Origin of the sequence: Cellulomonas sp. JZ18 (assembly GCF_009720485.1) — a bacterium.
Classification (GTDB): Bacteria; Actinomycetota; Actinomycetes; order Actinomycetales; family Cellulomonadaceae; genus Cellulomonas.
Genome location: NZ_CP045245.1, coordinates 2,221,956 through 2,248,081, shown reverse-complemented (window position 1 = coordinate 2,248,081; position 26,126 = coordinate 2,221,956). Strand labels below are relative to the sequence as shown.

25 protein-coding genes and 1 pseudogene are annotated in these 26,126 nt (G+C 76.3%); 13 read left to right on the top strand and 13 right to left on the bottom strand.

All coding sequences use genetic code 11. The features are described 5' to 3' along the window. Positions 1 to 7: 7 nt before the first annotated feature. The 3 genes from GC089_RS10210 to GC089_RS10200 are packed head-to-tail and all read left to right on the top strand — an operon-like array spanning position 8 to position 2,207. Positions 8 to 1,327, top strand: a complete 1,320-nt coding sequence (locus GC089_RS10210; protein WP_155377595.1) for a cysteine desulfurase — start codon at positions 8 to 10, stop codon at positions 1,325 to 1,327. Continuing rightward, on the top strand, positions 1,327 to 1,815 hold the full coding sequence (gene sufU / locus GC089_RS10205) for a Fe-S cluster assembly sulfur transfer protein SufU (protein WP_155377594.1): 489 nt from the start codon (positions 1,327 to 1,329) through the stop codon (positions 1,813 to 1,815). The genes GC089_RS10210 and sufU overlap by 1 nt, the downstream gene beginning before the upstream one ends. Then, entirely contained in the window at positions 1,812 to 2,207 is a 396-nt protein-coding gene (locus GC089_RS10200; protein ID WP_230684730.1) for a metal-sulfur cluster assembly factor, read from the top strand. Before sufU ends, GC089_RS10200 begins: the two co-directional genes overlap by 4 nt. A gap of 98 nt (positions 2,208 to 2,305) precedes the next feature. Here GC089_RS10200 and GC089_RS10195 read toward each other — a convergent pair whose 3' ends face one another. From GC089_RS10195 to GC089_RS10180, 4 genes are all read right to left on the bottom strand, one after another. Continuing rightward, positions 2,306 to 3,184, bottom strand: a complete 879-nt coding sequence (locus tag GC089_RS10195; protein WP_155377593.1) for a neutral zinc metallopeptidase — start codon at positions 3,182 to 3,184, stop codon at positions 2,306 to 2,308. A 145-nt stretch (positions 3,185 to 3,329) separates the two neighbouring features. Further along, complete coding sequence (locus GC089_RS10190; RefSeq protein ID WP_230684729.1) at positions 3,330 to 4,034, bottom strand: energy-coupling factor transporter transmembrane protein EcfT; 705 nt, start codon at positions 4,032 to 4,034, stop codon at positions 3,330 to 3,332. Further along, positions 4,031 to 4,792: an energy-coupling factor ABC transporter ATP-binding protein gene (locus GC089_RS10185; protein ID WP_155377592.1), complete on the bottom strand. Its 762-nt coding sequence runs from the start codon at positions 4,790 to 4,792 to the stop codon at positions 4,031 to 4,033. The genes GC089_RS10190 and GC089_RS10185 overlap by 4 nt, the downstream gene beginning before the upstream one ends. Beyond that, on the bottom strand, positions 4,789 to 5,460 hold the full coding sequence (locus GC089_RS10180; protein ID WP_155377591.1) for a biotin transporter BioY: 672 nt from the start codon (positions 5,458 to 5,460) through the stop codon (positions 4,789 to 4,791). The genes GC089_RS10185 and GC089_RS10180 overlap by 4 nt, the downstream gene beginning before the upstream one ends. Positions 5,461 to 5,652: 192 nt before the next feature. Here GC089_RS10180 and GC089_RS10175 point away from each other — a divergent pair, with 192 nt between their 5' ends. Beyond that, entirely contained in the window at positions 5,653 to 7,251 is a 1,599-nt protein-coding gene (locus GC089_RS10175; protein ID WP_155377590.1) for an ABC-F family ATP-binding cassette domain-containing protein, read from the top strand. Positions 7,252 to 7,269: 18 nt separating this feature from the next. Here GC089_RS10175 and GC089_RS10170 read toward each other — a convergent pair whose 3' ends face one another. Genes GC089_RS10170 through GC089_RS10160 form a run of 3 tightly spaced genes read right to left on the bottom strand, consistent with a single transcriptional unit; the run spans position 7,270 to position 8,812 of the window. Further along, positions 7,270 to 8,253 carry an SURF1 family protein gene (locus tag GC089_RS10170; protein ID WP_230684728.1) on the bottom strand — a complete coding sequence of 328 codons (984 nt, stop codon included), beginning with the start codon at positions 8,251 to 8,253 and terminating at the stop codon, positions 7,270 to 7,272. Next, a complete protein-coding gene (locus GC089_RS10165) occupies positions 8,250 to 8,477 on the bottom strand; it encodes a hypothetical protein (RefSeq protein ID WP_155377589.1) in 228 nt (75 codons plus the stop codon). The genes GC089_RS10170 and GC089_RS10165 overlap by 4 nt, the downstream gene beginning before the upstream one ends. Next, positions 8,477 to 8,812 (bottom strand): DUF3099 domain-containing protein, encoded by a 336-nt coding sequence (locus tag GC089_RS10160; RefSeq protein ID WP_230684727.1) that lies wholly within the window; start codon positions 8,810 to 8,812, stop codon positions 8,477 to 8,479. The genes GC089_RS10165 and GC089_RS10160 overlap by 1 nt, the downstream gene beginning before the upstream one ends. A 202-nt stretch (positions 8,813 to 9,014) precedes the next feature. Here GC089_RS10160 and fabG point away from each other — a divergent pair, with 202 nt between their 5' ends. From fabG to GC089_RS10145, 3 genes are all read left to right on the top strand, one after another. Next, entirely contained in the window at positions 9,015 to 9,701 is a 687-nt protein-coding gene (gene fabG, locus GC089_RS10155; RefSeq protein ID WP_230685229.1) for a 3-oxoacyl-ACP reductase FabG, read from the top strand. A gap of 62 nt (positions 9,702 to 9,763) precedes the next feature. Beyond that, on the top strand, positions 9,764 to 10,531 hold the full coding sequence (gene fabI / locus GC089_RS10150) for an enoyl-ACP reductase FabI (RefSeq protein ID WP_155377587.1): 768 nt from the start codon (positions 9,764 to 9,766) through the stop codon (positions 10,529 to 10,531). Positions 10,532 to 10,610: 79 nt separating this feature from the next. After that, complete coding sequence (locus tag GC089_RS10145) at positions 10,611 to 11,132, top strand: histidine phosphatase family protein (protein WP_155377586.1); 522 nt, start codon at positions 10,611 to 10,613, stop codon at positions 11,130 to 11,132. 52 nt (positions 11,133 to 11,184) lie between these two features. Here GC089_RS10145 and serB read toward each other — a convergent pair whose 3' ends face one another. Next, positions 11,185 to 11,856, bottom strand: a complete 672-nt coding sequence (gene serB, locus GC089_RS10140; RefSeq protein ID WP_255449008.1) for a phosphoserine phosphatase SerB — start codon at positions 11,854 to 11,856, stop codon at positions 11,185 to 11,187. A 46-nt stretch (positions 11,857 to 11,902) separates the two neighbouring features. Further along, positions 11,903 to 13,144, bottom strand: coding sequence for a glucose-1-phosphate adenylyltransferase (gene glgC, locus GC089_RS10135; RefSeq protein ID WP_155377585.1), 1,242 nt, complete (start codon positions 13,142 to 13,144; stop codon positions 11,903 to 11,905). Positions 13,145 to 13,252: 108 nt separating this feature from the next. Here glgC and glgA point away from each other — a divergent pair, with 108 nt between their 5' ends. Next, entirely contained in the window at positions 13,253 to 14,479 is a 1,227-nt protein-coding gene (gene glgA, locus GC089_RS10130; RefSeq protein WP_155377584.1) for a glycogen synthase, read from the top strand. A gap of 33 nt (positions 14,480 to 14,512) precedes the next feature. Here the strand turns inward: glgA and GC089_RS10125 are convergent, their stop codons facing one another. The 3 genes from GC089_RS10125 to GC089_RS10115 form a co-directional block, all read right to left on the bottom strand. Beyond that, on the bottom strand, positions 14,513 to 15,271 hold the full coding sequence (locus tag GC089_RS10125; RefSeq protein WP_155377583.1) for a hypothetical protein: 759 nt from the start codon (positions 15,269 to 15,271) through the stop codon (positions 14,513 to 14,515). An 81-nt stretch (positions 15,272 to 15,352) separates the two neighbouring features. Further along, positions 15,353 to 15,814, bottom strand: a complete 462-nt coding sequence (locus GC089_RS10120; RefSeq protein WP_155377582.1) for a GatB/YqeY domain-containing protein — start codon at positions 15,812 to 15,814, stop codon at positions 15,353 to 15,355. Between the two features lie 76 nt (positions 15,815 to 15,890). Continuing rightward, positions 15,891 to 18,374 (bottom strand): DNA topoisomerase (ATP-hydrolyzing) subunit A, encoded by a 2,484-nt coding sequence (locus GC089_RS10115; RefSeq protein WP_155377581.1) that lies wholly within the window; start codon positions 18,372 to 18,374, stop codon positions 15,891 to 15,893. Between the two features lie 151 nt (positions 18,375 to 18,525). Between GC089_RS10115 and GC089_RS10110 the strand changes: the two genes are divergently transcribed. The 4 genes and pseudogenes from GC089_RS10110 to GC089_RS10100 all read left to right on the top strand — a co-directional run bounded on the left by GC089_RS10110 (position 18,526) and on the right by GC089_RS10100 (position 23,824). Beyond that, a complete protein-coding gene (locus tag GC089_RS10110) occupies positions 18,526 to 21,360 on the top strand; it encodes a GNAT family N-acetyltransferase (RefSeq protein ID WP_155377580.1) in 2,835 nt (944 codons plus the stop codon). A 32-nt stretch (positions 21,361 to 21,392) separates the two neighbouring features. Continuing rightward, positions 21,393 to 21,964: pseudogene (locus tag GC089_RS19100) on the top strand (DUF5998 family protein). Beyond that, positions 21,961 to 23,121 (top strand): alkaline phosphatase family protein, encoded by a 1,161-nt coding sequence (locus tag GC089_RS10105; RefSeq protein WP_230684726.1) that lies wholly within the window; start codon positions 21,961 to 21,963, stop codon positions 23,119 to 23,121. The pseudogene GC089_RS19100 and the gene GC089_RS10105 overlap by 4 nt, the downstream one beginning before the upstream one ends. 25 nt (positions 23,122 to 23,146) lie before the next feature. Continuing rightward, entirely contained in the window at positions 23,147 to 23,824 is a 678-nt protein-coding gene (locus GC089_RS10100) for a thymidine kinase (protein WP_155377578.1), read from the top strand. 37 nt (positions 23,825 to 23,861) lie between these two features. Here GC089_RS10100 and sepH read toward each other — a convergent pair whose 3' ends face one another. Next, the gene (gene sepH / locus GC089_RS10095; protein WP_155377577.1) at positions 23,862 to 24,959 is read right to left on the bottom strand and encodes a septation protein SepH; all 1,098 of its coding nucleotides are present in this window, start codon (positions 24,957 to 24,959) and stop codon (positions 23,862 to 23,864) included. 159 nt (positions 24,960 to 25,118) lie between these two features. Between sepH and GC089_RS10090 the strand changes: the two genes are divergently transcribed. Beyond that, positions 25,119 to 25,991 (top strand): inositol monophosphatase family protein, encoded by an 873-nt coding sequence (locus GC089_RS10090; RefSeq protein WP_155377576.1) that lies wholly within the window; start codon positions 25,119 to 25,121, stop codon positions 25,989 to 25,991. The last annotated feature ends 135 nt before the right edge of the window (positions 25,992 to 26,126 follow it).

Sequence of the window (26,126 nt, the reverse complement as noted above, 5' to 3'; positions counted from 1 at the left end):
ACACCCCATGACCAGCACGCTCGAGCCGGTCGCCGCACCCGACGGCCGGCTGTCCGCCACCGAGCTCGCCGCGGTCCGCGCCGACTTCCCGCTGCTCGCGCGCACGCTCCGCGACGAGCGTCCGCTGGTGTACCTCGACTCCGGGGCGACGTCGCAGAAGCCGGACGTCGTCCTCGACGCCGAGCAGGACTTCTACCTGCAGCGCAACGCCGCCGTGCACCGCGGCGCGCACCAGCTCGCGGAGGAGGCGACCGAGGCGTTCGAGGACGCCCGCGCGCGCGTCGCCGGGTTCGTCGGCGCCACGCCCGGCGAGCTCGTGTGGACGTCCAACGCGACGGCCGCGCTGAACCTCGTCGCGTACGCGATGTCGAACGCGTCGCTCGGGCGCGGGGGAGAGGCCGCCCGCCGGTTCGCGCTCGGCGAGGGCGACGAGATCGTCGTCACCGAGCTCGAGCACCACGCGAACCTCGTGCCGTGGCAGGAGCTCGCCGCCCGTACGGGCGCGACGCTGCGCTGGATCGGCGTCACGGACGACGGGCGGCTGCGCGTCGACGAGCTCGACACGGTCGTCACCGAGCGGACGAAGGTGCTGGCCTTCTCGCACGCCTCCAACGTGACGGGGGCCGTCACGCCGGTCGAGCGGTTCGTCGCCCGGGCCCGCGAGGTCGGTGCGCTCACGGTGCTCGACGCGTGCCAGTCGGTCCCGCACATGCCGGTCGACCTCGCCGCCCTCGGCGTGGACCTCGCCGCGTTCTCCGGGCACAAGATGTACGGGCCCACGGGCGTCGGCGCGCTGTACGGGCGGCGCGAGCTGCTCGAGGCGATGCCCCCGGTCACGACCGGCGGCTCCATGGTCGAGGTCGTCACGATGGAGACCACGACGTACGCGCCGCCGCCGCAGCGGTTCGAGGCCGGCACGCAGATGGTGTCGCAGGCCGTCGCGCTCGGCGCCGCCGCGCAGTACCTCGGCGACCTCGGCATGGCCGCGGTGCACGCGCACGAGACCGAGATGGCCGGGCTGCTGCTCGACGCCGTCGCGTCCGTGCCGGGCGTGCGCGTCATCGGCCCCACCGACACCACCGACCGCCTCGCCAACGTCGCGTTCGTCGTCGACGGCGTGCACGCGCACGACGTCGGCCAGGTGCTCGACGACGCGGGCGTCGCCGTGCGCGTCGGCCACCACTGCGCGCAGCCGCTGCACCGCCGCTTCGGCGTCGCCGCGACCACCCGTGCGTCCGCCGGCGTGTACACGACCGCCGAGGACGTCGCGGCGTTCCGGGAAGCACTGGCGGGGGTCCGGACGTTCTTCGGTCTGGAGGGAGCGTGATGAGCACCGGATCGATGGAGCAGCTGTACCAGCAGGTCATCCTGGACCACGCCAAGTTCCCGCACGGGCGGGGGCTGGGCGCCGCGGGCGACGCCGCCGCGGTGACGGGGGAGTCGCACCAGGTGAACCCGACGTGCGGTGACGAGGTGACCCTGCAGGTCGACCTCGACGACGCCGGCGTCGTGCGCGACGTGCGCTGGGAGGGGCAGGGCTGCAGCATCTCGCAGGCCTCCGTCTCGGTGCTGCACGACCTCGTCGTCGACAAGGACCTCGCGGGCGTCGACGAGCTCGCCGCCACGTTCCGCGCGCTCATGCAGTCCAAGGGCGCCGGTCTCGACGACGAGCACGCCGAGGACCTGCTCGGCGACGCCACCGCCTTCACGGGCGTCGGGCGGTTCTCGGCACGCGTGAAGTGCGCGCTGCTCGGGTGGACCGCCCTGTCCGACGCCCTCATCACGTCCGGCGCACGCGCCCGGGAGGACGCATGACCACCGAAGAGACCACCAGCCCCGCGCCGGCGACGGCGCCCGACGCCGCCCCGGTGGCTGCGGCCGCCGCACCCGCGTCCGCGCCGGCGAACGTCGCCGACGTCGAGGAGGCGCTGCGCGACGTCGTCGACCCCGAGCTCGGCATCAACGTCGTCGACCTCGGCCTCGTCTACGGCGTCGCGATCGACGGCGACAACACCGCGGTCATCGACATGACGCTGACGTCGGCAGCCTGCCCGCTCACCGACGTCATCGAGGACCAGTCGGCCCAGGCGCTCGACGGGATCGTCGACGGCTTCCGCATCAACTGGGTGTGGATGCCGCCGTGGGGCCCCGAGAAGATCACCGACGACGGTCGTGAGCAGATGCGGGCCCTCGGGTTCAACATCTGACGCACCGCGTGCCACGACGGCCCGGTCCCCGCGCGGGGGCCGGGCCGTCGGCGCACCCGGGGTCGGTGCGCGGGTGCAGCCGTGAGAGCGTGCCGCCGTCAGAGCGTGTCGACGGCGAACGTGTCGCACGCCTCCAGCGAGCCCTGCTCGTAGCCGATCGTGAACCAGCGCTGGCGCTGCTCGCTCGAGCCGTGCGTCCACGTGTCGGGGTTCACGGCACCGCCCGACTGCTGCTGGATGTGGTCGTCGCCGACCGCGGCGGCGGCGTCGAGCGCGCTCGCCAGCTGCTCGCGTGTGATCGGCTCGAGGAACGTGACGCCGGTGTCCGGGTCGACCCGCTGCGTCGCGTCACGTGCCCACATGCCCGCGTAGCAGTCCGCCTGGAGCTCGACGCGGACCGAGTCGGACTCGGCGCCGCCGCCGCTGCGGTCGGCGGAGGCGAACACGCCCGTGAGGTTCTGCACGTGGTGGCCGTACTCGTGGGCGTACACGTACATCTCGGCGAGCGGCCCGCCCTGCGCGCCGAACTGCGACTGCAGCACCTGGAAGAAGCCGAGGTCGAGGTAGATCGTCTGGTCCGCCGGGCAGTAGAACGGGCCCGTCGACGCCGAGGCGGCACCGCACCCGGTCGGTGCGCCGCCCTCGAACGCCTCACCCGGCGGCTGCGTCCACTGCGCGCCCGCGGCGGGCAGCGTCTGGGACCAGTAGGCGTCCAGCGCCTGCAGCGTGGCGGAGAACCGGCACGTCGGGTCCGCGTTCGCCTCCTCGGCGGTGCACCCCCCGACCTCCGACACGGTGCCGCCCTGGCCGCCGTCCGCCGCGCCGCCGAGGAGCGGCGAGACGTCCTGGCCGGTGAACAGGTAGATCGCGAGGGCGATGACGCCGACGAGACCGCCGCCGCCGACCGCCGCGGTCCGCCCGCCCGTGCGCCGACGCACGCGCCCACCCTCGAACCGACCACCCTCGCTGAACGTCACGCGGTCACGCTAGACCGGGCGCGACGTGCGCGCCCGGCGAGCGGGTGCGGTCCTGGTCGGCCGTCCAGGACCGGTGGCCGGACGCCTGCCCCAGCGCGCGGAGAGAGGCACCACCACGCCGCGACGACGACGAGCGCGTCGTCCGTCAGTCGTCTCCGAGTCCCCGTGCGGCGAGCGCGTCACCGGTCGAGCGGGCGTGCCCCACCATCCGCACGGCCGCGGGCACGACGAGCGCGCGCGGGTCGCGCTCGAGCCCGCGGGCGCGCGCCGCGTCGCGCGTCTCGGTCACCGTGTGCACGAGCACGGGAACGGTGCGCAGGAAGAGCCCGACGGCGAGGCCCACGGTCGCCGGCGGGAGCCCGACGTGGCGCAGGGGCCGCGCCGTGCGGGCGACGGCGGCGAGCAGGTCGTCGGCGCGCGTGGTCGCGGTCACCAGGCTGCCGGCGAGGACGAGCACGAGCAGGTCGACCGCGGCCTCGACGCCCCGCGCCGGGTCGCCGACCCACGTCTGGTAGGCACCGAGCACGACGGCCGTGAGCACGACGGGCAGCAGGCCGCGGGTCGCGCGGTGCCACGGGACGCGTGCGAGCGCGGTGAGCGCGACGACGGCGGCGAGCCCGACGAGCGCGGCGACCACGCCGCGCACGAGCACGACCGCGAGGCTCCCGGCGGCGAGACCGAGCAGCTTCACGCCGACCGGCGCGCGGTGCAGGAGGGTGCGCCCGGGGTGGTACAGCCCCAGCGGGCCCGCCCAGGGGGCGCGGACCGGACGCCCCGCGCCGACCCGTCGACGCCGGGCCTCGGGCGCGCGCGCCGGCGGCTCGCCCCGGCGCGAGGTGCTCAGGCTCACGCCGGTCCCCGCCGGAGCGACGCGGCACCCGCCGCTCCGGCCGCGGTGCTCGTCCCGGTCATGAGCGTGCGGTACCGGGCGAGGGCCGGGCCGGGCGGGCCGTCCGCGACGACGACGCCCTGATCCACCACGAGCACCCGGTCGGCGCGCGCGGCCGCCTCCAGGTCGTGCGTGACGACGACGACCTGCTGGTCGAGCGACTGCAGCAGGTCGTCGACCCGCGTGCGCCACCGCAGGTCGAGCAGCGTCGTCGGCTCGTCGCACACGAGCACGGCCGGCTCGGTCGCGAGCACGGCGGCGAGCGCGAGCAGCTGCCGCTGCCCGCCGGACAGGGAGTGCACGGGCACGTGCGCGCGCTCGGCGAGCCCGAACCGCTCGAGCACCTCCAGCGCCCGCGCGGTGCGCGTGGCCGCGTCGGGCACCGCGCGCCGCAGCGAGAGCGCCACGTCCTCGACGGGCGTCGGCATGACGATCTGCGCGTCGGGGTCGGTGAAGACGAAGCCGACGCGCCGACGCACCGCCGCGCCGTCCGACGCGGTGTCGAGCCCGTCGACGAGCACCCGCCCGGCCGACGGCAGCACGAGCCCGTTGAGCAGCCGGGCGAGCGTGGACTTGCCCGACCCGTTCGCCCCCACCACGGCGACGCGCCGCTCCGCGAGCTCCAGGGACACGGGGCCGAGCAGCCGCACCAGCCGGTCCGGGCCGCCGTCGGGGTCGGACGTCCAGGCCGTGACCTCGACGTCCTCGAGCGTGATCACGGCCGCGGCGCTCGAGCCCGTGCATCGGGGCGCAGGTCGGGGTACGCGCGCAGCACGGCGACGGTCACGGCGCCGGCGAGCAGGTTCTTCACGACGTCGCCGGGCCAGTAGACGACGTCGATGACGAACGCGGCGGGCAGGTCGACCCCGAGCCGCCACATCAGACCGGCGATGCCGGCCGGGTGCACCGTGAGGAACGACGCGCCGAGCCCCGCGGCGGCGAGCGTCGCCCACCGCCAGCGCAGCGGGGCACGCAGCGCGACCCGGGAGAGCAGACCCGCCACGGCCGCGGCCAGCGGGAACGACAGCAGGTAGCCGACCGACGGCTTGCCCAGCACCCCGAGCCCGCCCGTCAGCTCGGCGAACACCGGAACGCCGGCGAGACCGACGACGAGGTAGAGCGCCACGGCGAGGAAGCCGCGCAGCGGCCCCAGCACGAGCCCGGCGAGGATCACGCCGAACGTCTGCAGCGTGATCGGCACGCCGGACCCCGTGGGGATCGGCGGGACCAGCGCGCACGCGGCGACGAACGCCGCGAACGTCGCCACGAGGGCGACGTCCGTGGCCGGGCGCCGGCCCGGAGGCGGGGCGGGCAGGGCGCGGTCCTCGCCGGCGCGCGCGGGGCGCGTCGCCTCGTCGGTGGTCGTGTCGTCGAAAGCGCTGGACATGGCTCGCCCTCCGCGGGAAGTGTCGGGTCCTGGCCGGACGGCGGTGTCCCGGACCGCGCCGCGTCGTCCCGGTGCGTCCGACCGGTGCCGGCCGCAGCCCCTGGGCCGCTGGTCACGCTAGCGGCTCGGTAGACTGCTGGGCGTTTGTGCCGGGCTCCAGATCCCTCCCGGCGTCGTCGGAGGAAACCACCAGTGATCACCGCCTCGGCCGTCGAGCTGCGCGTCGGCGCACGCGTCCTGCTCGAACCCACGACCTTCCGCATCGCCTCGGGCGACCGGATCGGTCTCGTCGGCCGCAACGGCGCCGGCAAGACCACCCTGACCAAGACCCTCGCGGGGGAGAGCCAGCCCACGGGCGGCACCGTCTCCCGCAGCGGGGACGTCGGCTACCTGCCGCAGGACCCCGCCTCGGGCGACCTCACCCAGCTGTCCATGGACCGCGTGCTCTCGGCGCGCGGCCTCGACGCCGTGCTCGCCGCGATGCGCGAGACCGAGGGCGCGATGGCGTCCACGGACGACGCGACGCGCGAGCGCGCGATGGAGCGCTACACCAAGCTCGAGGCGCGGTTCACCGCCGCCGGCGGGTACGCGGCGGAGTCCGAGGCGCACCGCATCACCGCGGCCCTCGGCCTCGACGACCGGGTGCTCGGCCAGGAGCTCGGCACCCTGTCCGGTGGTCAGCGCCGGCGCGTCGAGCTCGCGCGCATCCTCTTCTCGGGCGCGGAGACCCTCCTGCTGGACGAGCCGACGAACCACCTCGACGCCGACTCGATCGTCTGGCTGCGCGACTACCTGAAGAACTACCCGGGCGGCTTCCTCGTCATCAGCCACGACGTCGAGCTGCTGCGCGCCACGGTGACGAAGGTCTTCCACCTCGACGCCAACCGCTCGCAGCTCGACCAGTACAACCTGGGCTGGGACGCGTACCTGCTGCAGCGCGAGACGGACGAGAAGCGCCGCCGCCGGGAGCGTGCCAACGCCGAGAAGAAGGCCGCCGCGCTGCTCGCGCAGGCCGACAAGATGCGCGCCAAGGCGACCAAGGCCGTCGCGGCGCAGAACATGGCGCGCCGCGCCGAGCGCATGCTGTCGGGCCTGGAGGAGGTGCGCGTCTCCGACAAGGTCGCGAGGCTGCGGTTCCCCGACCCGGCACCGAGCGGCCGCACGCCGATCACGGCCGAGGGGCTGTCGAAGTCGTACGGCTCGCAGGAGGTCTTCACCGACGTCAGCCTCGCGATCGACCGCGGCAGCAAGGTCGTCGTCCTCGGTCTCAACGGCGCCGGCAAGACGACGCTGCTGCGGATGCTCGCCGGTCTGGAGAAGCCGGACACCGGCGAGGTGAAGCCGGGGCACGGGCTCAAGCTGGGCTACTACGCCCAGGAGCACGAGACGCTGGACCTGAGCCGCACCGTGGTCGAGAACCTGCGCACGGCCGCCCCCGACCTCACCGACACCCAGGTGCGCTCGGTGCTCGGGTCGTTCCTGTTCTCCGGGGACGACGCCGACAAGCCGGCGCGCGTGCTGTCCGGCGGGGAGAAGACCCGGCTCGCGCTCGCGGCCCTCGTCGTCTCCAGCGCGAACGTGCTGCTGCTCGACGAGCCGACGAACAACCTGGACCCCGCCTCGCGCGAGGAGATCCTGGCGGCGCTGCGCGGGTACAAGGGCGCGGTCGTGCTCGTGAGCCACGACGAGGGCGCGGTCGCGGCGCTCGAGCCCGAGCGGGTGCTGCTGCTGCCGGACGGCGACGAGGACCTGTGGGGCCCGGACTACCTCGACCTCATCGCGCTCGCCTGAGCGCGCCGGTCTGACCGCTCAGCGGCCGTCGGCGAGCTGGGCGTCGATCTCGGCGTCCTCGTCCCGCTCGTCGCGGCCGGGCGCCCGGCGCCGGCGCGCCGGCGAGGGAGGTGCGACGCCGGTGCGCGCAGCGCCGTCCGGCGCGTCCGCGGGCGGCGCGTCGCGCCACTCCCGGCGCGCGGCGACGGTGAACGCGACCAGACCGCCGAGCGCGAACACCCACCACTGGAACGCGTAGGACAGGTGCGAGCCGGGGTCGGTGCTCGGCGCGGGGAGCGGCCCGAGCTCCGTGTCGGCCGCGGGGACCTCGCCGACCAGCCCGCCGTAGGCGGCGTAGGGCTGCGCGTCCGCCGGCACCCCCGCGCCGCCTGCCGCCACCACCTGCGCGGGCGCGATGGAGTGCACCTGCCCCGCCGGGGCGTCCCGCTCGCTCGGCTGCTCCCCGGGGCGCAGGCGCACGGTGACCTCGACGTCGCCGGCGGGCGGCGGCGGCACGTCCACGCCGGACGAGCCGTCCTCACCCGTCGGCACCCAGCCGCGGTCGACCACGAGGACGCGTCCGGCGTCGACCGGCGGGCCGAACGTTCCCGGCGCGGCGTCCGTCACGAGCAGCGGCACCAGCACGTGGTACGCGGGCGTGCCGTCGACGGGCCGGTTGCGCAGCAGCACGGTCGCGTCGCCCAGCCAGCGACCGGTGACGACCACCCGCCGCCAGGCGTCGTCGTCCGGCAGCGGCGCCGACGGGTCGGGCACGACCTGCGCGAGGTCGACCGGTGCGGCGGCGTAGTTCGCCTCGACCACCGCGATCGCCTCGGACCGCGCGACGTGCCGGTGCCACTGCCAGCGCCCGAGGAACGTGCAGACCACCGCGACGGCGACCGCCAGCGCCAGCAGCCCGAGCGCCCGCCGTCGCACGTCCGCCCGCGTGCCCGCCGACGGGACGTGCAGCGCCTCGGGCGACGGGTCGGCGGCGACGGGCGCGGCGGCCGTCGCCGGCGTCACGGCACCGACCGCTCGAGCTCGGCGACGGGGACGACGTCCTTGAGGAAGCCCCGCACCTGCAGGTACTCCCCGAGGTGCGTGCGGTGCTCGTCGCACGCGAGCCACACCTTGCGCCGCTCGGGCGTGTGCAGGCGCGGGTTGTTCCACAGCACGCCCCAGGCCGCGTCCGCGCGGCACCCGCGCGCGCTGCAGACCAGCTCGTCGACGGCGTCGGGCGTGCTCATCACGACCCTCCCAGCTCGCCGCCGCCGCGGGGCGCCGCCCCGAGCTCGCGCGGCGTCATGTAGACGTCGCCCTCGACGCGGCGCTCGCGGCCCGCGTTCGCGAGCAGCACCGCGACGTAGGGGAGCACCACGGCGGCCGCCATGAGGACGATGGGCACGACCACGGGCACGTGCGCCCACAGCAGGCCCGCCGCGAGGAAGCAGACGACCCGGATGCCCATCTGCCACAGGTAGCGGCGCTGGCGACGCGCGAGGTCGTCGGCCAGCGGCTCGGGGGCGCTGGTGATGCGGTGCACCTCCTCGCCGGGGAGGTCGCGCCGCCGTCGGGTGCTCACACCCCATGGTAGGCGCCCCCCGTCGTTGTGGGCGTCCCACAACGACGGGCCCGCAACTCGTGCGCGGCCGCACCCCCTGGCGTCGCGGGGGCGTCGGCTAGCGTCGTGACCCGTGCCTGCGACGACACCCGAGCCCACGACCGCCCCCGGCCCCGACGCCCCCGGCCCCGACGCGCCCGCCCGCGCGCCGCGCAGCGTCCTCGTGACGGGGGCCAACCGCGGCATCGGCCGGGCGATCGCCGAGCGGTTCCTCGCGGCCGGTGACGCGGTCGCGACGATCGTCCGCTCGGGCGGCGCGCCCGAGGGCGTGCTCGAGGTGCGGGCCGACGTGCGCGACACGGCCGCGGTCGACGCCGCGTTCACCGAGGTCGAGAAGGCGCAGGGCCCCGTCGAGGTCGTCGTCGCCAACGCCGGCGTGACGCGCGACCAGCTGCTGCTGCGCATGACCGACGAGGAGTTCGAGGACGTCCTCGACGTCAACCTCACGGGCTCGTTCCGCGTCGTGCGGCGTGCGAGCAAGGGCATGATCCGGCTGCGTCGCGGCCGCATCGTGCTCATCTCCTCGGTCGTCGGCCTGTACGGCTCGCCCGGCCAGGTCAACTACGCGGCGTCGAAGTCGGCGCTGGTCGGCATGGCGCGCTCCATCACGCGCGAGCTGGGCGGGCGCAACATCACCGCGAACGTCGTCGCCCCCGGCTTCATCGACACGGACATGACGAAGGCGCTGCCGCAGGACCGCCAGGACGCCTACCTCGCGTCCATCCCCGCGGGCCGGTTCGGCCAGGCCGAGGAGGTCGCGCGCGTCGTGGAGTTCCTCGCCTCGGACGCCGCGGCCTACGTCTCCGGCGCGGTCGTGCCGGTCGACGGCGGCCTCGGCATGGGCCACTGACGCCCGTCCCGCGCGCGCCGCACCCCGCACTCTCTCCCCGCACCACCCACGGAAGGCATCCCATGGCACTGCTCGAGGGCAAGACGCTCCTGGTCACCGGCGTCCTCACGGACGGCTCGATCGCGTTCCACGTCGCGCGGCTCGCGCAGGAGCAGGGCGCGCAGGTGGTGCTGTCGTCGTTCGGCCGCCAGCTGCGCCTGACCCAGGCGATCGCCCGTCGCCTGCCGCAGCCGGCCCCCGTCGTCGAGCTCGACGTGACGTCGGCCGACGACCTCGCCGCGCTCGCGGACCGGGTGCGCGAGCACGCCGACCACCTCGACGGTGTCGTGCACTCCATCGGCTTCGCCCCGCAGTCCGTGATGGGCGGCAACTTCCTCGCCGGCGAGTGGGACGACGTCGCCACGGCGGTCCAGATCAGCGCGTACTCGCTCAAGTCGCTCGCCGTGGCGGCGCTGCCGCTCATGGGCCCGGGCGGCTCGGTCGTCGGCCTGACCTTCGACGCCCGGTACGCGTGGCCCGTCTACGACTGGATGGGTGTCGCGAAGGCGGCGTTCGAGTCGACGGCGCGCTACCTGGCCCGCGACCTGGGGCCGAAGGGCATCCGCGTGAACCTCGTCTCGGCGGGCCCGATCCGCACGACGGCCGCGAAGTCGATCCCCGGTTTCGAGTCGATGGAGGGCGGCTGGCCCGAGCGCGCGCCGCTCGGGTGGGACGTCACGAACCCGGAGCCGACCGCCCGCGCGGTCGCCGCCCTGCTGTCGGACTGGTTCCCGGCGACGACGGGCGAGATCGTGCACGTCGACGGCGGCGTGCACGCCATGGGTCTGTGACCGCGGACGTCGTGCACGTCACCTCCGGCGCCCGCCCGCACGACGGCGCGGGCGCCGGCGACGGTGGGACGCTGGTCCGGTGACCGCCCACCGACTCGTGCTCCTGCGCCACGCGAAGGCGGAGCCCGCCGGCAGCCTGCCCGACCACGAGCGGCCGCTGGCGCTGCCGGGCCGGCGTCAGGCCTCGGCCGCGGGTGCCGCGCTCGCGGCGGCGGGCCTCGCGCCGGCGCACGTGCTGTGCTCGTCCGCGTTGCGCACCCGCCAGACCTGGGAGCTGGTGCGCACGGCGCTCGCCGCGGCGGGCGCGCAGGACCCCGCGCTGGTGGTCACGGACGCGCTGTACGACGCGACGTCCGGCGACCTGGCCGAGCTCGTCCGGCAGGCGCCGGAGGACGCGGGGACGGTGCTCGTCGTCGGGCACGAGCCCACGACGTCGCACGCCGCGGTCACCCTCGCCGGGCCCGGCTCGGACGACGAGGTCGTCGCGCGGGTGCGGCGCGGGGTGCCCACCGCGAGCTGGTCCGTGCTCGAGCTCGACGGCCCGTGGGACGCGACCGCGCCCGGCGCGCTGCGCCTCGTGCGGCTGGCCACCGGGGACTGAGGCGACCGCCCGGCCTGTCCGCGCACGACGGCGGGGGAGGCCGCGCCGGGCGTCAGCCCGCGAAGGGCGGCACGGCGAGCACCGCGTCGAGGCGGCCGTCCAGCGCGACGTCCGCGGCCTGTGCCACGACGGGCTTCGCGTTGAACGCGATGCCGGTGGCCGCGGTGGCGATCATGTCGAGGTCGTTCGCGCCGTCGCCGATCGCGACGGTGCGGTCCAGGGGCAGGCCCAGCTCGTCGGCCCAGGCCGTGAGCGTCGCCGCCTTCGCCGCCCGGTCGACGACCGGTCCGTCGACCCGCCCGGTCAGGTGCCCGTCGCGGACCTCGAGGCGGTTGGCGTGCACGCGCGTGATGCCCAGACCGGCCGCGAGCGGCCGCACGACCTCCAGGAACCCGCCGGACACGAGCCCCACGGGCCAGCCCCGCCGGCCGAGCTCCGCGACGAGCTCGACCGCACCGGGTGTGAGCTCCACCTCGGCCAGCACGTCGTCGAACACCGAGACCGGCAGGCCCGCGAGCGTCGCGACGCGCTCGCGCAGCGACTGCCCGAAGTCGATCTCGCCCCGCATCGCCCGCTCGGTGATCGCGGCGACCAGCGGCAGGGACCCGGCGCGCGCGGCGAGCATCTCGACGACCTCGCCCGTGATCAGCGTGGAGTCGACGTCCATGACGACGAGCCGCCGGGTGTCCGTCGTGACGTCGGCGCGCGCAGGGGTGCTGTCCACGCCCGGCAGGGTAGTGCGGCGCCGGGCGCGGACGCGCGCGCGTCCGTCAGTCGGTGATGACGGTGCCCTTCGGCACGACGGTGATGCCGCTCTCCGTCACGGTGAACCCCCGGGCGCGGTCGTGGTCGTGGTCGAGGCCGATGCGGGCGCGCTCGGGGACGACGACGTTCTTGTCGAGGATCGCGCGGTGCACCTGCGCGTACCGGGAGACCTCGACGTTGTCCATGAGCACCGAGTCGGTGACCTGGGCCCACGAGTGCAGCCGCACGCCGGGGGAGAGCACCGAGGACGACACCGTGGCGCCGGACACCAGCACGCCGGGCGACACGATCGAGTCCGCGGCGTGACCGAGCCGTCCCGCGCCCGCGTGCACGAACTTCGCCGGCGGCAGGCCCGTGTAGCCGGTGTAGACGGGCCACGCCTCGTTGTAGAGGTTGAAGACCGGCTCGATCGAGATGAGGTCGTGGTTCGCCTCGTAGTACGAGTCGATCGTCCCGACGTCCCGCCAGTAGTCGCGGTCGCGGTCGGTGGACCCCGGGACGTCGTTGCGGATGAAGTCGTAGACCCCGGCCGTCCCGCGCTCGACGAACCACGGCACGATGTCGCCGCCCATGTCGTGGCGCGAGTTCACGTTCTGCGCGTCCGCGGTCACGGCGCGCACGAGCGCGTCCGCGTTCGCGACGTAGTTGCCCATCGACGCGAGGATCTCCGTGGGGGAGCCCGGCACCGGCGTCGGGTCCGACGGCTTCTCCCGGAACGCCGCGATGCGTGACGGGTCGTCCGCGTGCGTCTCGATGACGCCGAACTGGTCCGCCATCTCGATCGGCTGGCGGATGCCGGCCACCGTCAGCTCGGCGCCCGACTCGACGTGGGCGTCGACCATCTGCGAGAAGTCCATGCGGTAGACGTGGTCGGCGCCCACCACGACCACGATGTCGGGGCGCTCGTCGTCGATGATGTTGAGGCACTGGTAGATCGCGTCGGCGCTGCCGAGGTACCAGTGCTTGCCGACCCGCTGCTGCGCCGGGACCGCGGCGACGTAGTTGCCCAGCAGCGGCGACATGCGCCACGTGCGCGACACGTGGCGGTCGAGGCTGTGGGACTTGTACTGCGTCAGCACGATCACGTGCAGGTAGTGGGAGTTGATGACGTTCGACAGGGCGAAGTCGATCAGTCGGTAGATCCCGCCGAAGGGCACCGCGGGCTTGGCGCGGTGCGTCGTGAGCGGCATGAGCCGCTTCCCCTCCCCCCCGGCGAGGACGATGGCGAGGACACGCGGCGCTGGCATGGACCCAACCTAGGGCCGCCGGCCCCTCGCAGCGAGGCGACGCGTCGTGCGCGCTAGCGTGTCGTCCAGGACCGGCTGACCAGGCCGGTCACCACCTGGAGGCACCCCGTGCGCGTCGACCTGCTGACCCGCGAGTACCCGCCGCACGTCTACGGCGGGGCCGGCGTCCACGTCGCCGGGCTCACGGCCGTCCTGCGCGACCTGGTGGACGTGCGCGTGCACGCCTTCGACGAGCCGGTGGCCGAGCCCGGGACGCACGGGTACGCCGTGCCCGACGCCCTGCAGGGTGCGAACGCCGCCCTCGCCACCATGGGCGTGGACCTGGCCATGGTCGACGGCATCGGCCGCGACGACGCGGGTGGCGGCACCGACCTCGTGCACTCGCACACCTGGTACGCGAACCTCGCCGGGCACCTCGCGTCCCTGCTGTACGGCGTGCCGCACGTCGTCACGGCGCACAGCCTCGAGCCGCTGCGTCCGTGGAAGGCCGAGCAGCTCGGCGGCGGGTACGCGCTGTCGTCGTGGGTGGAGCGGACGGCGTACGAGGCCGCGGCGGGCGTCATCGCCGTGAGCGCGGGCATGCGCGACGACATCCTGCGCGCCTACCCCGCGGTCGACCCCGACCGCGTGCACGTCGTGCACAACGGCATCGACCTGGACGGCTGGCGCCGTCCCGAGGGCGACGAGGCCACCGCGCGCGCCCGCGCCGTGGTCGAGGGACTCGGCATCGACCCGGACCGTCCCGCGGTCGTGTTCGTCGGCCGCATCACCCGTCAGAAGGGCCTGCCGTACCTGCTGCGGGCCGCCGAGGCGCTGCCCGCGGACGTGCAGCTCGTGCTGTGCGCGGGCGCCCCCGACACCCCGGAGATCATGGCCGAGGTCACGGGCCTGGTCGAGGGCCTGCAGAGCCGGCGCGGCGGGGTCGTGTGGATCGAGCGCATGCTCCCGCGCGACGAGCTCGTGGCGGTCCTCGCGCACGGCACCGTGTTCGTGTGCCCGTCCGTGTACGAGCCGCTCGGCATCGTCAACCTGGAGGCGATGGCCGTCGGGCTGCCGGTCGTCGGCACCGCCACGGGCGGCATCCCCGAGGTCGTCGAGGACGGGGTCACCGGGTGGCTCGTGCCGATCGAGCAGGTGCAGGACGGCACGGGCACGCCGGTGGACCCGGACCGGTTCGTGGCCGACCTGGGCGCCGCGCTCGCGGGCGCGGTCGCGGACCGGGAGCGCGCCGCGGCGTTCGGGGTCGCCTCCCGCCGGCGCGTCGAGGAGCACTTCTCCTGGCGGGCGATCGGCGAGCGGACGCTCGAGGTGTACCGGACGGTCCTGAGCGCCTGAACCGGGCCCACGGGGCCGACCCGGCGCCGGCGGTCAGCCGCGGTCGAGCCGCGTCGCGGCGGCCGCCATCGCGCGGCGTGCCACCCGGTCGACCTCGCGCAGCGCCGTCGCGCGCTGGTCGGCCTGCCAGAGGTTCACCGCGCCGCCGTCGTCCCGCGCGGCCAGCCGCACGATGGCGCGCAGCCGGGCCGCGCTGGTCAGGACGCGCAGCCGCTGCCCCTCGACCCGGTCCGGCAGGCGCGACGGCGTGAGCGCCCCGTCCCGCACGCGGGCGATCTCGTCGGCGGCGTCGGCGCTCCAGCGCGCGACGTCGAGGCCCACGAGCGCCTCGGTCGCCTGGCGCAGCCCGTCCCGCAGCGCACGCTCGGCCTCCTCGAGCGAGCCGACCTGCGCGTGCGCCGCGGGCCGCCAGTCGGCGACACCGACGACCGTCCACCGCACGAGGTGCCCGGGCTCGAGGTCCGAGCCGAAGCGCTCGACCCGGGGCACCACGACCGTCGTGGTGTCCCCGCGCGCGACGAGCAGGCACTCGCCGGCCTCGGTGGCCTCACCGGACGCCGGCGGCGGCACGGCGACGGGCTCCCCGGGCACGGGCAGGGCGACCCCGACCTCGGTCGCGGCGGCCGAGTCGGTCAGCCACTGCACGAGCGGCACGACGTCGTCGTCGCCGCGCCGCACCACGTGCGGCTCGTCCTCGCCCTGCACGGCCAGCGTCGCGCGGCGCGGGTCGCCGGGGGCGGACAGCCACAGGGCGAGCAGGACGGAGCGGGGGAGCTCGAGTGCCGGTGCCACGCGCCCACGGTAGGACGGGCACGGCCCTGCCGAGGCGCGGCGGGGCCGTGCCCTGCGTCACCGCCCGGGACGTCCCGGGCGTCAGGACGCGCGCGCGGCGAGCTCCTCGCGCACGAGCGTCGACAGCGTCCGCCCGTCCGCACCCCGCCCGGCGCGCGCGGAGACCTCCTTCATGACGCGTCCCATGTCCCGCGGGCCCGCCGCGCCGAGCTCGTCGACGACCGTGCGCACGAGGGCGGCCAGCTCCTCACCGGTCGGGGCGGCCGGCAGGTACGCCGCGATGAGGTCGGCCTCCGCGGTCTCCGTCGCGGCCCGGTCCTCGGCCCCGGCGTCGGCGTAGATCTGCGCGGACTCCCGGCGCTTCTTCACCTCGCGCGCCAGCACGGCGAGGACGTCGTCCTCGGCGAGCTCGCGCGCGGCGGGACCCGCCTTGGCCTCGGCGCGCACGGCGGCGATCGCCTGGCGCAGCGTGTTCGTGCGGACGGTGTCGCGGGCCTTCATGGACGCCGTGAGGTCGGCGTCGAGGCGCTCCAGGGTGCTCATGCCCACCAGGGTGCCCGCCCGGTGCGCCGTGCGTCGCCCCGATACCCGGGCGGGCAGCGGGGCGACGCCGGGCGCCTCAGCCGATCGCGTGGACCGGTGCGGACAGCGGCGTGCCCGACCCGTCGCGGCGCGGGTCGGGGTCCGGCAGCGGCACGGGCTGCCCGCCGGAGCCGGTGGCGCGGGCCGGTGCCGGCCCGACGTGCGCGAGGATCAGCGCGTCCTCGCCCTTGAGGAAGCGGTGGGCGCGCACGCCGCCCGTGGCCCGGCCCTTGGCCGGGTACACCGCGAACGGCGTGACCTTCACGGTGCCGGTCTGCGTGCCGGGCAGCGCCGACGAGGCGCCGGCGACGGTGACGACCACGGGGTCGACGTCCTCGGGGCGGACCACGTCGAACGACACGACACGGGCGCCGGCGCCGAGCTTCATGCCCGCCATGCCGCCCGCGGGCCGGCCCTGGGGACGCACGGACGCCGCGGCGAAGTGCAGCAGCGACGCGTCGGACGCGACGAGCACGAGCTCGTCCTCGTCGCGCGCCGGCGCGGCACCGACCACCTCGTCGCCGTCCTTGAGGCCGATCACCTCCCACGCGTCCCGGTTGCCCGGCGCGTCGCCCGGCGCCACGCGCTTGACCACGCCCTGCACGGTCGCCAGCGCGAGCGGCGGCGCGTCCGCGGCCAGCGGGACCAGCGCGACGACGCGCTCGTCCTTCTCGAGCGTCACCGCCTCGCCCACGGGCAGCCCGCCCGACAGCGTCGGCGGACCGTCGGTGGGAGGCAGGGCGGGCAGGTCGAGCACGGGCACGCGCACGACGCGGCCGCGGTTGGTGAGCGCCCCGACCTCGGCGCGCGCGGTCGTCGCGACGGCGGACGCGACGACGTCGTGCCGGCTGCGGTGCGTGCCGTCGCCGCGCACCGGCTCCGTCTCGTCGCCCGTGCGCGCGAGCAGCCCGGTCGCCGAGAGCAGCGCCCAGCACGGGGTGTCGGCGATCTCGAGGGGCGCCGCCGCCTTGCCGCGGCCCGTCGGCGCGGCCGCGGCACCGGCGACGCTCGCGCCCCCGGCGTGCTCGAGCAGGATCGTGCGGCGCGGGGTGCCGAACGTCGCGGCGACCTCCGCCATCTCGTCCGACACGAGCCCGCGCAGCAGCGCGTCGTCGGCGAGCAGCGCCTGCAGCCGGGCGATCTCCTCGGTCAGCTCGGCCTGCTCGCGCTCGAGCTCGAGCCGCGAGAACCGGGTGAGGCGGCGCAGCCGCAGCTCGAGGATGTACTCGGCCTGCGGCTCCGACAGGTCGAAGACCGTGCGCAGGCGCGTGCGCGCCTCGTCGGAGTCCTCGGAGGTGCGGATGACCTGGATGACCTCGTCGATGTCGAGGATCGCCACGAGCAGGCCCTCGACGAGGTGCAGGCGCTCCTGCCGCTTGCGCAGGCGGTAGCGGGACCGGCGCCGCACGACGTCGATCCGGTGGTCGACCCACACCTGCAGCAGCTCGCGCAGGCCGAGCGTGCGCGGCTGGCCGTCGACGAGCGCGACGTTGTTGATGGAGAACGACTCCTCCATCGGCGTGTAGCGGTAGAGCTGCTCGAGCACCGCCTCCGGGTGGAAGCCCGTCTTCACCTCGATGACGAGGCGCAGCCCGTGCTGACGGTCGGTGAGGTCGACCGCGTCCGCGATGCCCGAGAGCTTCTTGGACTGCACGCCCTCCTTGATCTTCTCGATGACCTTCTCGGGCCCGACCGTGTACGGCAGCTCCGTGACGACGATGCCCTTGCGCTTCGGGGTGACGTTCTCGATGCGGGCCGTCGCGCGCGTGCGGAACGCGCCGCGGCCCGTGCGGTACGCGTCACGCACGCCGTCGAGCCCGACGACCTTGCCGCCCGTGGGCAGGTCCGGCCCCGGGACGAACCGCATGAGGTCCTCGAGCGTGGCGTCCGGGTGCAGCACCAGGTGCCGGGCGGCCGCGACGACCTCGACGAGGTTGTGCGGGGCCATGTTCGTCGCCATGCCGACCGCGATGCCCGTCGCGCCGTTGACGAGCAGGTTCGGGATCGCCGCCGGCAGCACCGCCGGCTGGGTCAGCTTGCTGTCGTAGTTCGGGACCAGGTCGACGACGTCCTCGTCGAGACCCTGCGTCATCGCGACCGCCGCCGGCGCCATGCGCGCCTCGGTGTACCGGGACGCGGCCGGCCCGTCGTCGAGGGAGCCGAAGTTGCCGTGCCCGTCGACGAGCGGCAGCCGCAGCGAGAACGGCTGCGCGAGGCGGACCATCGCGTCGTAGATGGGCGCGTCGCCGTGCGGGTGCAGCTTGCCCATCACCTCGCCGACCACGCGCGCCGACTTCACGTACGGGCGGTCGGGGCGCAGGCCCATGTCCGCCATCTGGTAGACGATGCGCCGCTGCACGGGCTTGAGGCCGTCGCGCGCGTCCGGCAGCGCCCGGGAGTAGATGACCGAGTAGGCGTACTCGAGGAACGACCCCTCCATCTCGGTCGCGACGTCGATGTCGACGATCTTCTCGACGAGGTCCTCGGGCGGCAGGTCGGGGGTCGCGGGACGACGCGCCATGGGGTGGTCTGCTCCTCGGGGTGCGGGTGCGCGGCGGGTGCCGCCGCGCCCATTGTCCCGCGTCGCGGGCCGTGTCCCGCCACGGCGCGCCCGCGCCGCGCGCGACGAGCGCCCCCGTGCGCGCGGCGGCGCCCCCGCTAGCCTGGCGGGCATGGCCGACGACGTCCCCCGTGCGCCGCGCGGCACGCCCGCCGAGCCCGGCGCCCCTGCGTACCCGGCGGCGTGGGAGGCCGACGTGGTGCTGCACGACGGCTCCACGACGCGGCTGCGCCCGATCCACCCCGAGGACGCGGACGCGCTGCAGGCGTTCCACGTGGCGCAGTCCGAGCGGTCGACGTTCCTGCGCTTCTTCGCGGCGCTCGAGCGGCTGCCGGAGCGGGACCTGCGGCGCCTCGTCACGGTCGACCACGTCGACCGCGTCGCGCTCGTGGCCGTCACCACGGGCACCACCGGCACCCCGGGTACCACGGGTACCGCGGGACCCGGGCAGGGCGGGGGCCGGGACGACGGGGCGGGGGTGGAGCCGGACGAGCGGATCATCGGCGTCGCGCGCTACGACCGCATCGACGGCGAGACCGCCGAGGTCGCCTTCAACATCGCCGACGCGCACCAGGGCAAGGGCCTCGCGTCGGTGCTGCTCGAGCACCTGGCCGCCGCCGCACGCGAGCGGGGTGTGCGCCGGTTCGTCGCCGAGGTCCTCCCGCAGAACGGACGCATGATCGGCGTCTTCCGCGACGCCGGGTACGAGGTGCGGCAGCGCACCGAGGACGGCGTCGTGCAGGTCACGTTCGACATCGACCCCACGGAGCGCTCGCTCGCCGTCATGGCGGACCGGGAGCACCGCGCCGAGGCGCGGTCGATGCGCGCGCTGCTCGCCGCCCGGTCCGTCCTGCTCGTCGGCCCCGGCCCGGAGCCCGAGCGCGCGCTGCACGCCGCGCACGCGACCCGGGTGCTGACGGGGCTCGCACCGGCTGCCCGCGAGGGCGCGGTCCGGGTGCACGCGGTCGGCGTCGGGCTCGCGACGGGCGAGCACGACGGCGTGCAGGTGCACGACCGGATCGACGACGTGCCCGCCCCCGTGGAGCTCGCCGTGGTCGTGCTCCCGCCCGAGCAGGTGCTCGACGCCGCGCGCCGGCTGGGGGCGCTCGGCGTGCGTGGGCTCGTCCTGCTGTCGTCGGGCTTCGCCGAGGCGGGGCCGGAGGGCCTCGCGCGGCTGCGCCTGCTGCTCGGCGTCGTGCACGGCGCCGGCATGCGCCTCGTCGGCCCGGCCTCCTTCGGGATCGTCAGCCACCGGGACGGGACGACGCTCGACGTGTCCCTCGCCGAGCAGCCGCCCCGTCCGGGCCGCATCGGCCTGTTCTGCCAGTCCGCGCCGCTCGCGGTGCCGCTGCTGGCCGCGGTGGAGCGTCGCGGCCTCGGGCTCGCGCAGTTCGTCTCCGCCGGGCACCGCGCGGACGTCTCCGGCAACGACCTCATGCAGTTCTGGGGCGAGGACGAGGGCACCGACGTCGTCGCGCTGTACCTGGAGTCCATCGGCAACCCCCGCAAGTTCTCCCGCGTCGCCCGCCGCCTCGCGGCGCACAAGCCGGTCGTCGCCGTCACCGCGGGCCGGTCCGGCCAGGTCGTGCCCCCGGGCCACGCCGTGCGGCCCACGCGCGCCCCGCGCCGCACGCTCGAGGAGGTCATGCGCCTGTCCGGGGTGATCCGCGTCGAGAACCAGCACCAGCTCCTCGACGTGGTCCAGGTGCTGGCGCACCAGCCGCTGCCGGCCGGCCGGCGCACGTCGATCCTCGCGAGCTCGGCCAGCGTCGCCGCGCTCGTCGCCGAGGCCGCCGCGGCGGCGGGTCTCGTCGTGACCGGACGCGTCGAGCTGCTCGTCGAGGACGCCCCCGTGCACGAGGCGCGCGCGACCATCGAGCGCCTCTACGCCGACCCGCACACCGACGTCGTCGTGGCCGTGCGCCTGCCCACCCTCGGCACGCCGGACCCGGCCGTCGCGCAGGAGCTCGCGCGGGCGGCCGCCGCCAGCGGCCGCACGACGGTGGCGTGCATGGTCGGTCTGCACGGCATCACCGACGACCTCACGGCCCCCGACGCCGCGGGACGCCTGCGGACCGTCCCCGCGTACAGCGCGCCCGAGGACGCCGTGCTCGCGCTCGGCCACGCGGCCCGCTACGCCGCGTGGCGCGGCACCGACCGCGGCCGCCCGGTGCGCCCGGACGGAGTCGACACGCGCGCCGCCGAGCGGCTCGTCGACGCGCGGCTCGCCGCCGGGCACGCGACCGACGGCAGCCCGGTGCCGTTGTCGCCGGCCGACGTCGCCGAGCTGCTCGGCACGGTCGGCGTGCACGTCTGGCCGTCGGTGCGCGTCCACGACGCCGACGAGGCCGTCGCCGCCGCGCACCGGCTCGGCTGGCCCGTCGCCGTCAAGACGACCGTGCCCGCGCTGCGCCACCGGGCCGACCTGGGTGGTGTGCGGCTCGACGTCGCCGACGAGGCGGAGCTGCGCTCGGACGTCGCCGGGATCCTCGCGCTCGCCGCCGGGCAGGACCCCGGACCCGGCGTCCCGCCGCTGGAGGTGCAGGCGATGGCACCGCACGGCGTGCCCTGCGTGGTGCGCTCCGCCGAGGACCCGCTGTTCGGGCCCGTGCTCAGCTTCGGGCTGTCCGGGGACGCGACGGACCTGCTCGGGGACGTCGCCTACGGCGTGCCGCCGCTCACGGACGTCGACGTCGCGGAGATCGTCCGGACGCCGCGCGCCGCACCGCGCCTGTTCGGGTACCGGGGCCTGCCCCGGCTCGACGTCGCCGCCCTGGAGGACCTCGTCGCCCGCGTGTCGGTGCTGGCGGACGCGCTGCCGGACCTGCGCGCGCTCGAGCTGGCGCCCGTCGTCGTCTCGCCCGCGGGCGTCGCGGTGCTCGGCGCCTCCGCGTCCGTCGCGCCGGCCGACCGGGCCGACGCGCTGCGCCGGCTGGCCCGGACGTGAGGGGTCGGCGTCGCAGGTGGGAGGATGGGCACGTGCCCGCACCGTCGACGACCCTCCAGCACGACCTGCACCGCGCCGGCTACTACCCGGAGCTCGTCGGTGACGTCCTCGACCTCGCGCTCGCGGGGAGGACGTCGTCGCGCACCTGGTGCACCCCGAGACGACCTTCGACGCGAACGAGGTCCGCCGGCACGTCACCGTGCTGGTGCTGACCCCGACGCGCCTGGTCGTCGCGCACGTCGACGACCACCCGGCCGACTCCGAGCACCCCTCGGCGAGCGCGTCCGCCACCACCGAGGCGGTGCCGCTCGCGGAGCTCCGCTCCGTCGCGATCACGCACGTGGTGCCGAACCCGCAGGAGCACCGCTCGGGCGCGGGGGCGACCGAGCTCACGCTCGCCATCGGGTGGGGCGCCGTCCAGCGCGTGGACCTCGAGCCGGCCAGCTGCCCCGACCCGGCGTGCGAGGCGGACCACGGCTACACGGGCACGCTGGCACCGGACGACGTCGTCGTGCGCGTCAGCGCCGCCGCCGAGGGCCGGGACGCGGTGCGCGCCGCGACGGAGTTCGGCCGCACGCTGTCGGCCGCGTCGGCGCGCCGGTGAGCGCCGCCGCCGCGACTCCGGACGCCGAGGAGCTGCTCCTGCCGGGCGCCGGGGAGCGCTCGCTCGCGCAGGTCCTGCCCGCGGTCTGCGCCGCGCTCGGCGCGGACGTGCCCAGGGGCGCGGCGGCACGGGACGCCCTGGGGCTGCCGGCCGCCGAGCGCGCGTGCGTCGTGCTCGTCGACGGGCTCGGCCACCTCAACCTCCTCGAGCGCGGCGGCCACGCCCCGTTCCTGCGCTCCCTGCTGCCCGGCTCCGCGCCCCTCGTCACGACGTTCCCGTCGACGACCGCGACCGCGCTCGGCACGTTCGGCACCGGCGCGGCACCCGGCGCGACGGGGATGCTCGGCTACACCGTCCGCGTGCCGCAGACCGGTGCGCTCGGCAACCTCGTGTCCTGGACGGACCTGCCCGACGCCCGCGCCTGGCAGGCCGAGCCGACCGTCCTCGAGCGCGCCGTGGCCGCCGGCCTGGCCGTCACGAGCGTGGGCCCCGCCCGGTTCGCGGGGTCGGGGCTGACGAACGCCGTCCTGCGCGGGCCCGCCTACGTCGCGGCGGAGCAGCTGGACGCACGCGTGGACGCCACCGTGCGCGCGCTGCGCGCCCCCGGCCTGGCGTACCTGTACTGGGGTGAGGTCGACAAGGCGGGGCACCACCACGGCTGGGGCTCCTGGCAGTGGGGCGACGCGCTCTCCGAGCTCGACGCCGCGCTCGCCCGGCTCGCCCGGTCGCTGCCACGCGGCACGCTCCTCGTCGTCACGGCGGACCACGGCATGGTGGACGTCGACCCCGCCCGGCGCCGCGACCTCGCGGCCGACCCCGTGCTCGGCGCCGACGTCGCGCTGACCGCGGGGGAGCCGCGCGCGCTGCACCTGCACCTCGACCCCGGCGCCGACGCCGTCGCGGTCGCCGACCGGTGGCGCGGTGTGCTCGGGGAGGACGCGGTCGTGGCCACGCGCGAGACCGCCGTCGGCGACGGCTGGTTCGGTCCCGTGGCCGACCACGTGCGCCCCGTCGTCGGCGACGTCGTCGTCGCGATGACCGGCGCCGCGACGGTCGTCGACTCGCGCACGCAGACGCCCGCCTCGATCGCGCTGGTCGGCGTGCACGGGTCCCTCACGGCGCGGGAGATGCTCGTCCCGCTCCTGGTGCGGGCATGAGCGCGGGTCGCGGGGAGGCCTGAGGGTGGCCGAGCTCGTCTTCTTCTCCGGGACGATGGACTGCGGCAAGTCGACCCTCGCGCTGCAGATGCACCACAACCACGCTGCGCGCGGCCGCGACGGCGTGCTCTTCACGCGGCACGACCGTGCCGGCACGGCGACGATCTCGTCCCGGCTGGGTCTGCGCCGGCAGGCCGAGGAGGTGGACGACGGCACCGACTTCTGGGCCGAGGTGGTGACGCGTCGCACCCGGGGGCGTCCGGTGGACTACCTCATCGCGGACGAGGCGCAGTTCTACACCGCGGCCCAGGTCGAGCAGCTCGCACGGGTCGTCGACGAGCTGTCGGCCGACGTCTTCGCGTTCGGCATCACGACCGACTTCCGCGCGCGCCTGTTCCCGGGGTCCGCGCGGCTCGTGGAGCTCGCCGACCGCGTCGAGGTGCTGCAGGTGCGCGCGCTGTGCTGGTGCGGGGCACGTGCGACGCACAACGCGCGCACGGTCGACGGCGTCATGGTCGTCGAGGGTGAGCAGGTGGTCGTCGGTGACGTCGACGGCGCCGACCGCGCGGAGGTCGCGTACGAGGTGCTGTGCCGCCGCCACCACGTCCGGCGCATGACGGCGGCGACGGCGCGCGCGCTCGGGCCCGGCGCGCAGGACGCGCTCTTCGAGGACGAGACCGCCGGGGGCCCGGGCGGGGCGTGACCCGGCGAGCCCGGGTCCCCGCCTCCGGGCCCCGCGGTCACTCGGGCTTCGCGCCGAAGACGATCTCGTCCCAGCTCGGCACCTTCGCGCGGGTCCGCCGTGCGCGGCGCTCCGGGGCGGGCCGGTCCTGCGGGCGGTCCTGCGCGCCCGCGTCGGCGGCCGGTTCGGCGGCGGGCTCCGGCGCCGCCGCGGCGAGGGGCACGGGTGCCGGCGGCACCGGCGCGGGGTCGGGCTCGGGGACGGGCTGCTGACCGCGCGGCGGCGTGAGCACGACGGCCTCCCGCTCGGGGTCCGCGTCCACCGGGTGCGCGCCCGGCACCGACGCCTCGTCGACGCCGACGGCGGAGAAGTCGAACGCGTGCTGCGGGCCGAACCCCTCGAACTCCTCGTCGTCGGCCTCGTCGTCGAGGGGCTGGCGCACGCCGCGGCGTGAGCGCAGCTCGTCGAGCAGCACGTGCGTCGGCTCCGGCTCCTCGACCCGGGGGGCGGGCGCGTCCGCCGGTGCCATCGCGTCGATGTCGAACACCACGTCGCGCACCGCGGCGAGGTGGCGGCGCGCCACGGGCTCGTCGATCTCCGTCTCGGACAGCCAGCGGGCCTCGTCCTCGACGGCGACGACCGCGCGTGCCACGGGGTCGTACGTCCAGCGCGCCTCGCGCGGGCCGTCGGCGACGACGAACCGCGCGACGACGGTCCACGGGCCGCCGCCCTCGCGCGCGGCGTCCCACGCCAGCGACGTCAGGTCCACGCCGCGCGCCGCGAGGCGGTCCGTCACGAGGTCGCCCAGCACGGGGGCACCGGCGTCGCGGCCGACGCGCGTCCCGCGCGCCTGCTCGGCGACGTACTCGCGCTCGGCGAGCACGGGCCCCTCGTACCGGCGCACGGCCTCGACGGGCACGCCGGACGCCTCCGCCACCTCCTGCGCGGTCGCCCCGGCGCGGATGCGCGCCTGGATCTCGCGCGGGCTCAGCGTCCCCGCCTGCTCCGCCCGCAGCTGCTCCAGCTGCGGACGGTCGCGTCGCACCGCCGCGCGCAGCGGCTCGTCGATGCGCAGGCGGTAGCGCTGCCCGTCCGGCGCGACCAGGACGAGGTGCTCACCGTCCTCGTGCAGACCGACCAGCTCCAGCTCACCCATCCGACCTCCCCGGGCTCCAGGAGGAGCCTGCCACCGATCGGGCGCCCCGGCGTGCACCTCGGCCCGGTGCGCCGTCACCCGGTGCGTCACACCGGTCCCGCCCGAGGACGCGCAGGCGCTCCGGGCTGCACGCGCGGGGCCGGACGGCAGGATGGGCCCATGACCGACCCCCGCACCCTCGCCGCACCCGCCCTCGTCGACGACCTCGTGGCGGTCGCCGAGGAGGTGGCGCGCCGTGCCGGCACGCTCGCGCACGAGGGGCGCCCCGCCGACCTGGGGGTGGCGGCGACGAAGACGAGCGCGGTCGACGTGGTCACGGCCATGGACCTCGCGAGCGAGGAGCTGCTGCGCTCGCGGCTCGCCGAGCTGCGGCCCGACGACGGCGTCCTGGGGGAGGAGGGGGGCCACCGAGCCGGCACGTCCGGCGTCACGTGGGTCGTCGACCCGATCGACGGCACCGTCAACTACCTGTACGGCATCCCGGCGTGGTCGGTGAGCGTCGCGGCGGTCGTGGACGACGACGCCGCGGCGCGCGGCACCGCACCGTCGCCCGACACCTGGACCGTCCTCGCCGGCTGCGTGCACGCGCCCGCCGAGGGGCGTACCTACACCGCCGCCCGCGGCCGGGGCGCGCACGCCGACGGACGGCCCCTGCGGCTCGCACCGCCGCCGCCGCTGGAGCTGTCCCTGGTGGGCACCGGCTTCGGGTACCTCGCCGCGCGGCGGCGCGCGCAGGCCCGCGTGCTCACGGAGCTGCTGCCGCGGGTGCGCGACATCCGGCGGGCCGGCTCCGCGGCGCTCGACCTGTGCGGGGTGGCCGACGGGCGGCTCGACCTCTACTACGAGCGCGGCCTGCAGCCCTGGGACATGGCGGCGGCGTCGCTCGTGGTGCTCGAGGCGGGCGGGGCCGTGCGGGGTCTGCGCGGTGCCGCCGCCGGACCCGCGATGACCGTCGCGGGCGCCCCGGGCGGCGTCGACGCCCTGGTCGCGCTCCTCGAGGAGCTGGGCGCTGACGTGGACGACGCGACCTGACGGCGGGCCTGACGGGCCCCCCTGCGCACCCGTGACGTGCGTCCCTCGCACGGGTGACCCCGGACCCGTCGCCACCTGGTCGGCTGTGGCTCCGGTCACGCCCGTGACATGGGCGGGCGTCCGTGTTCGCGTCGG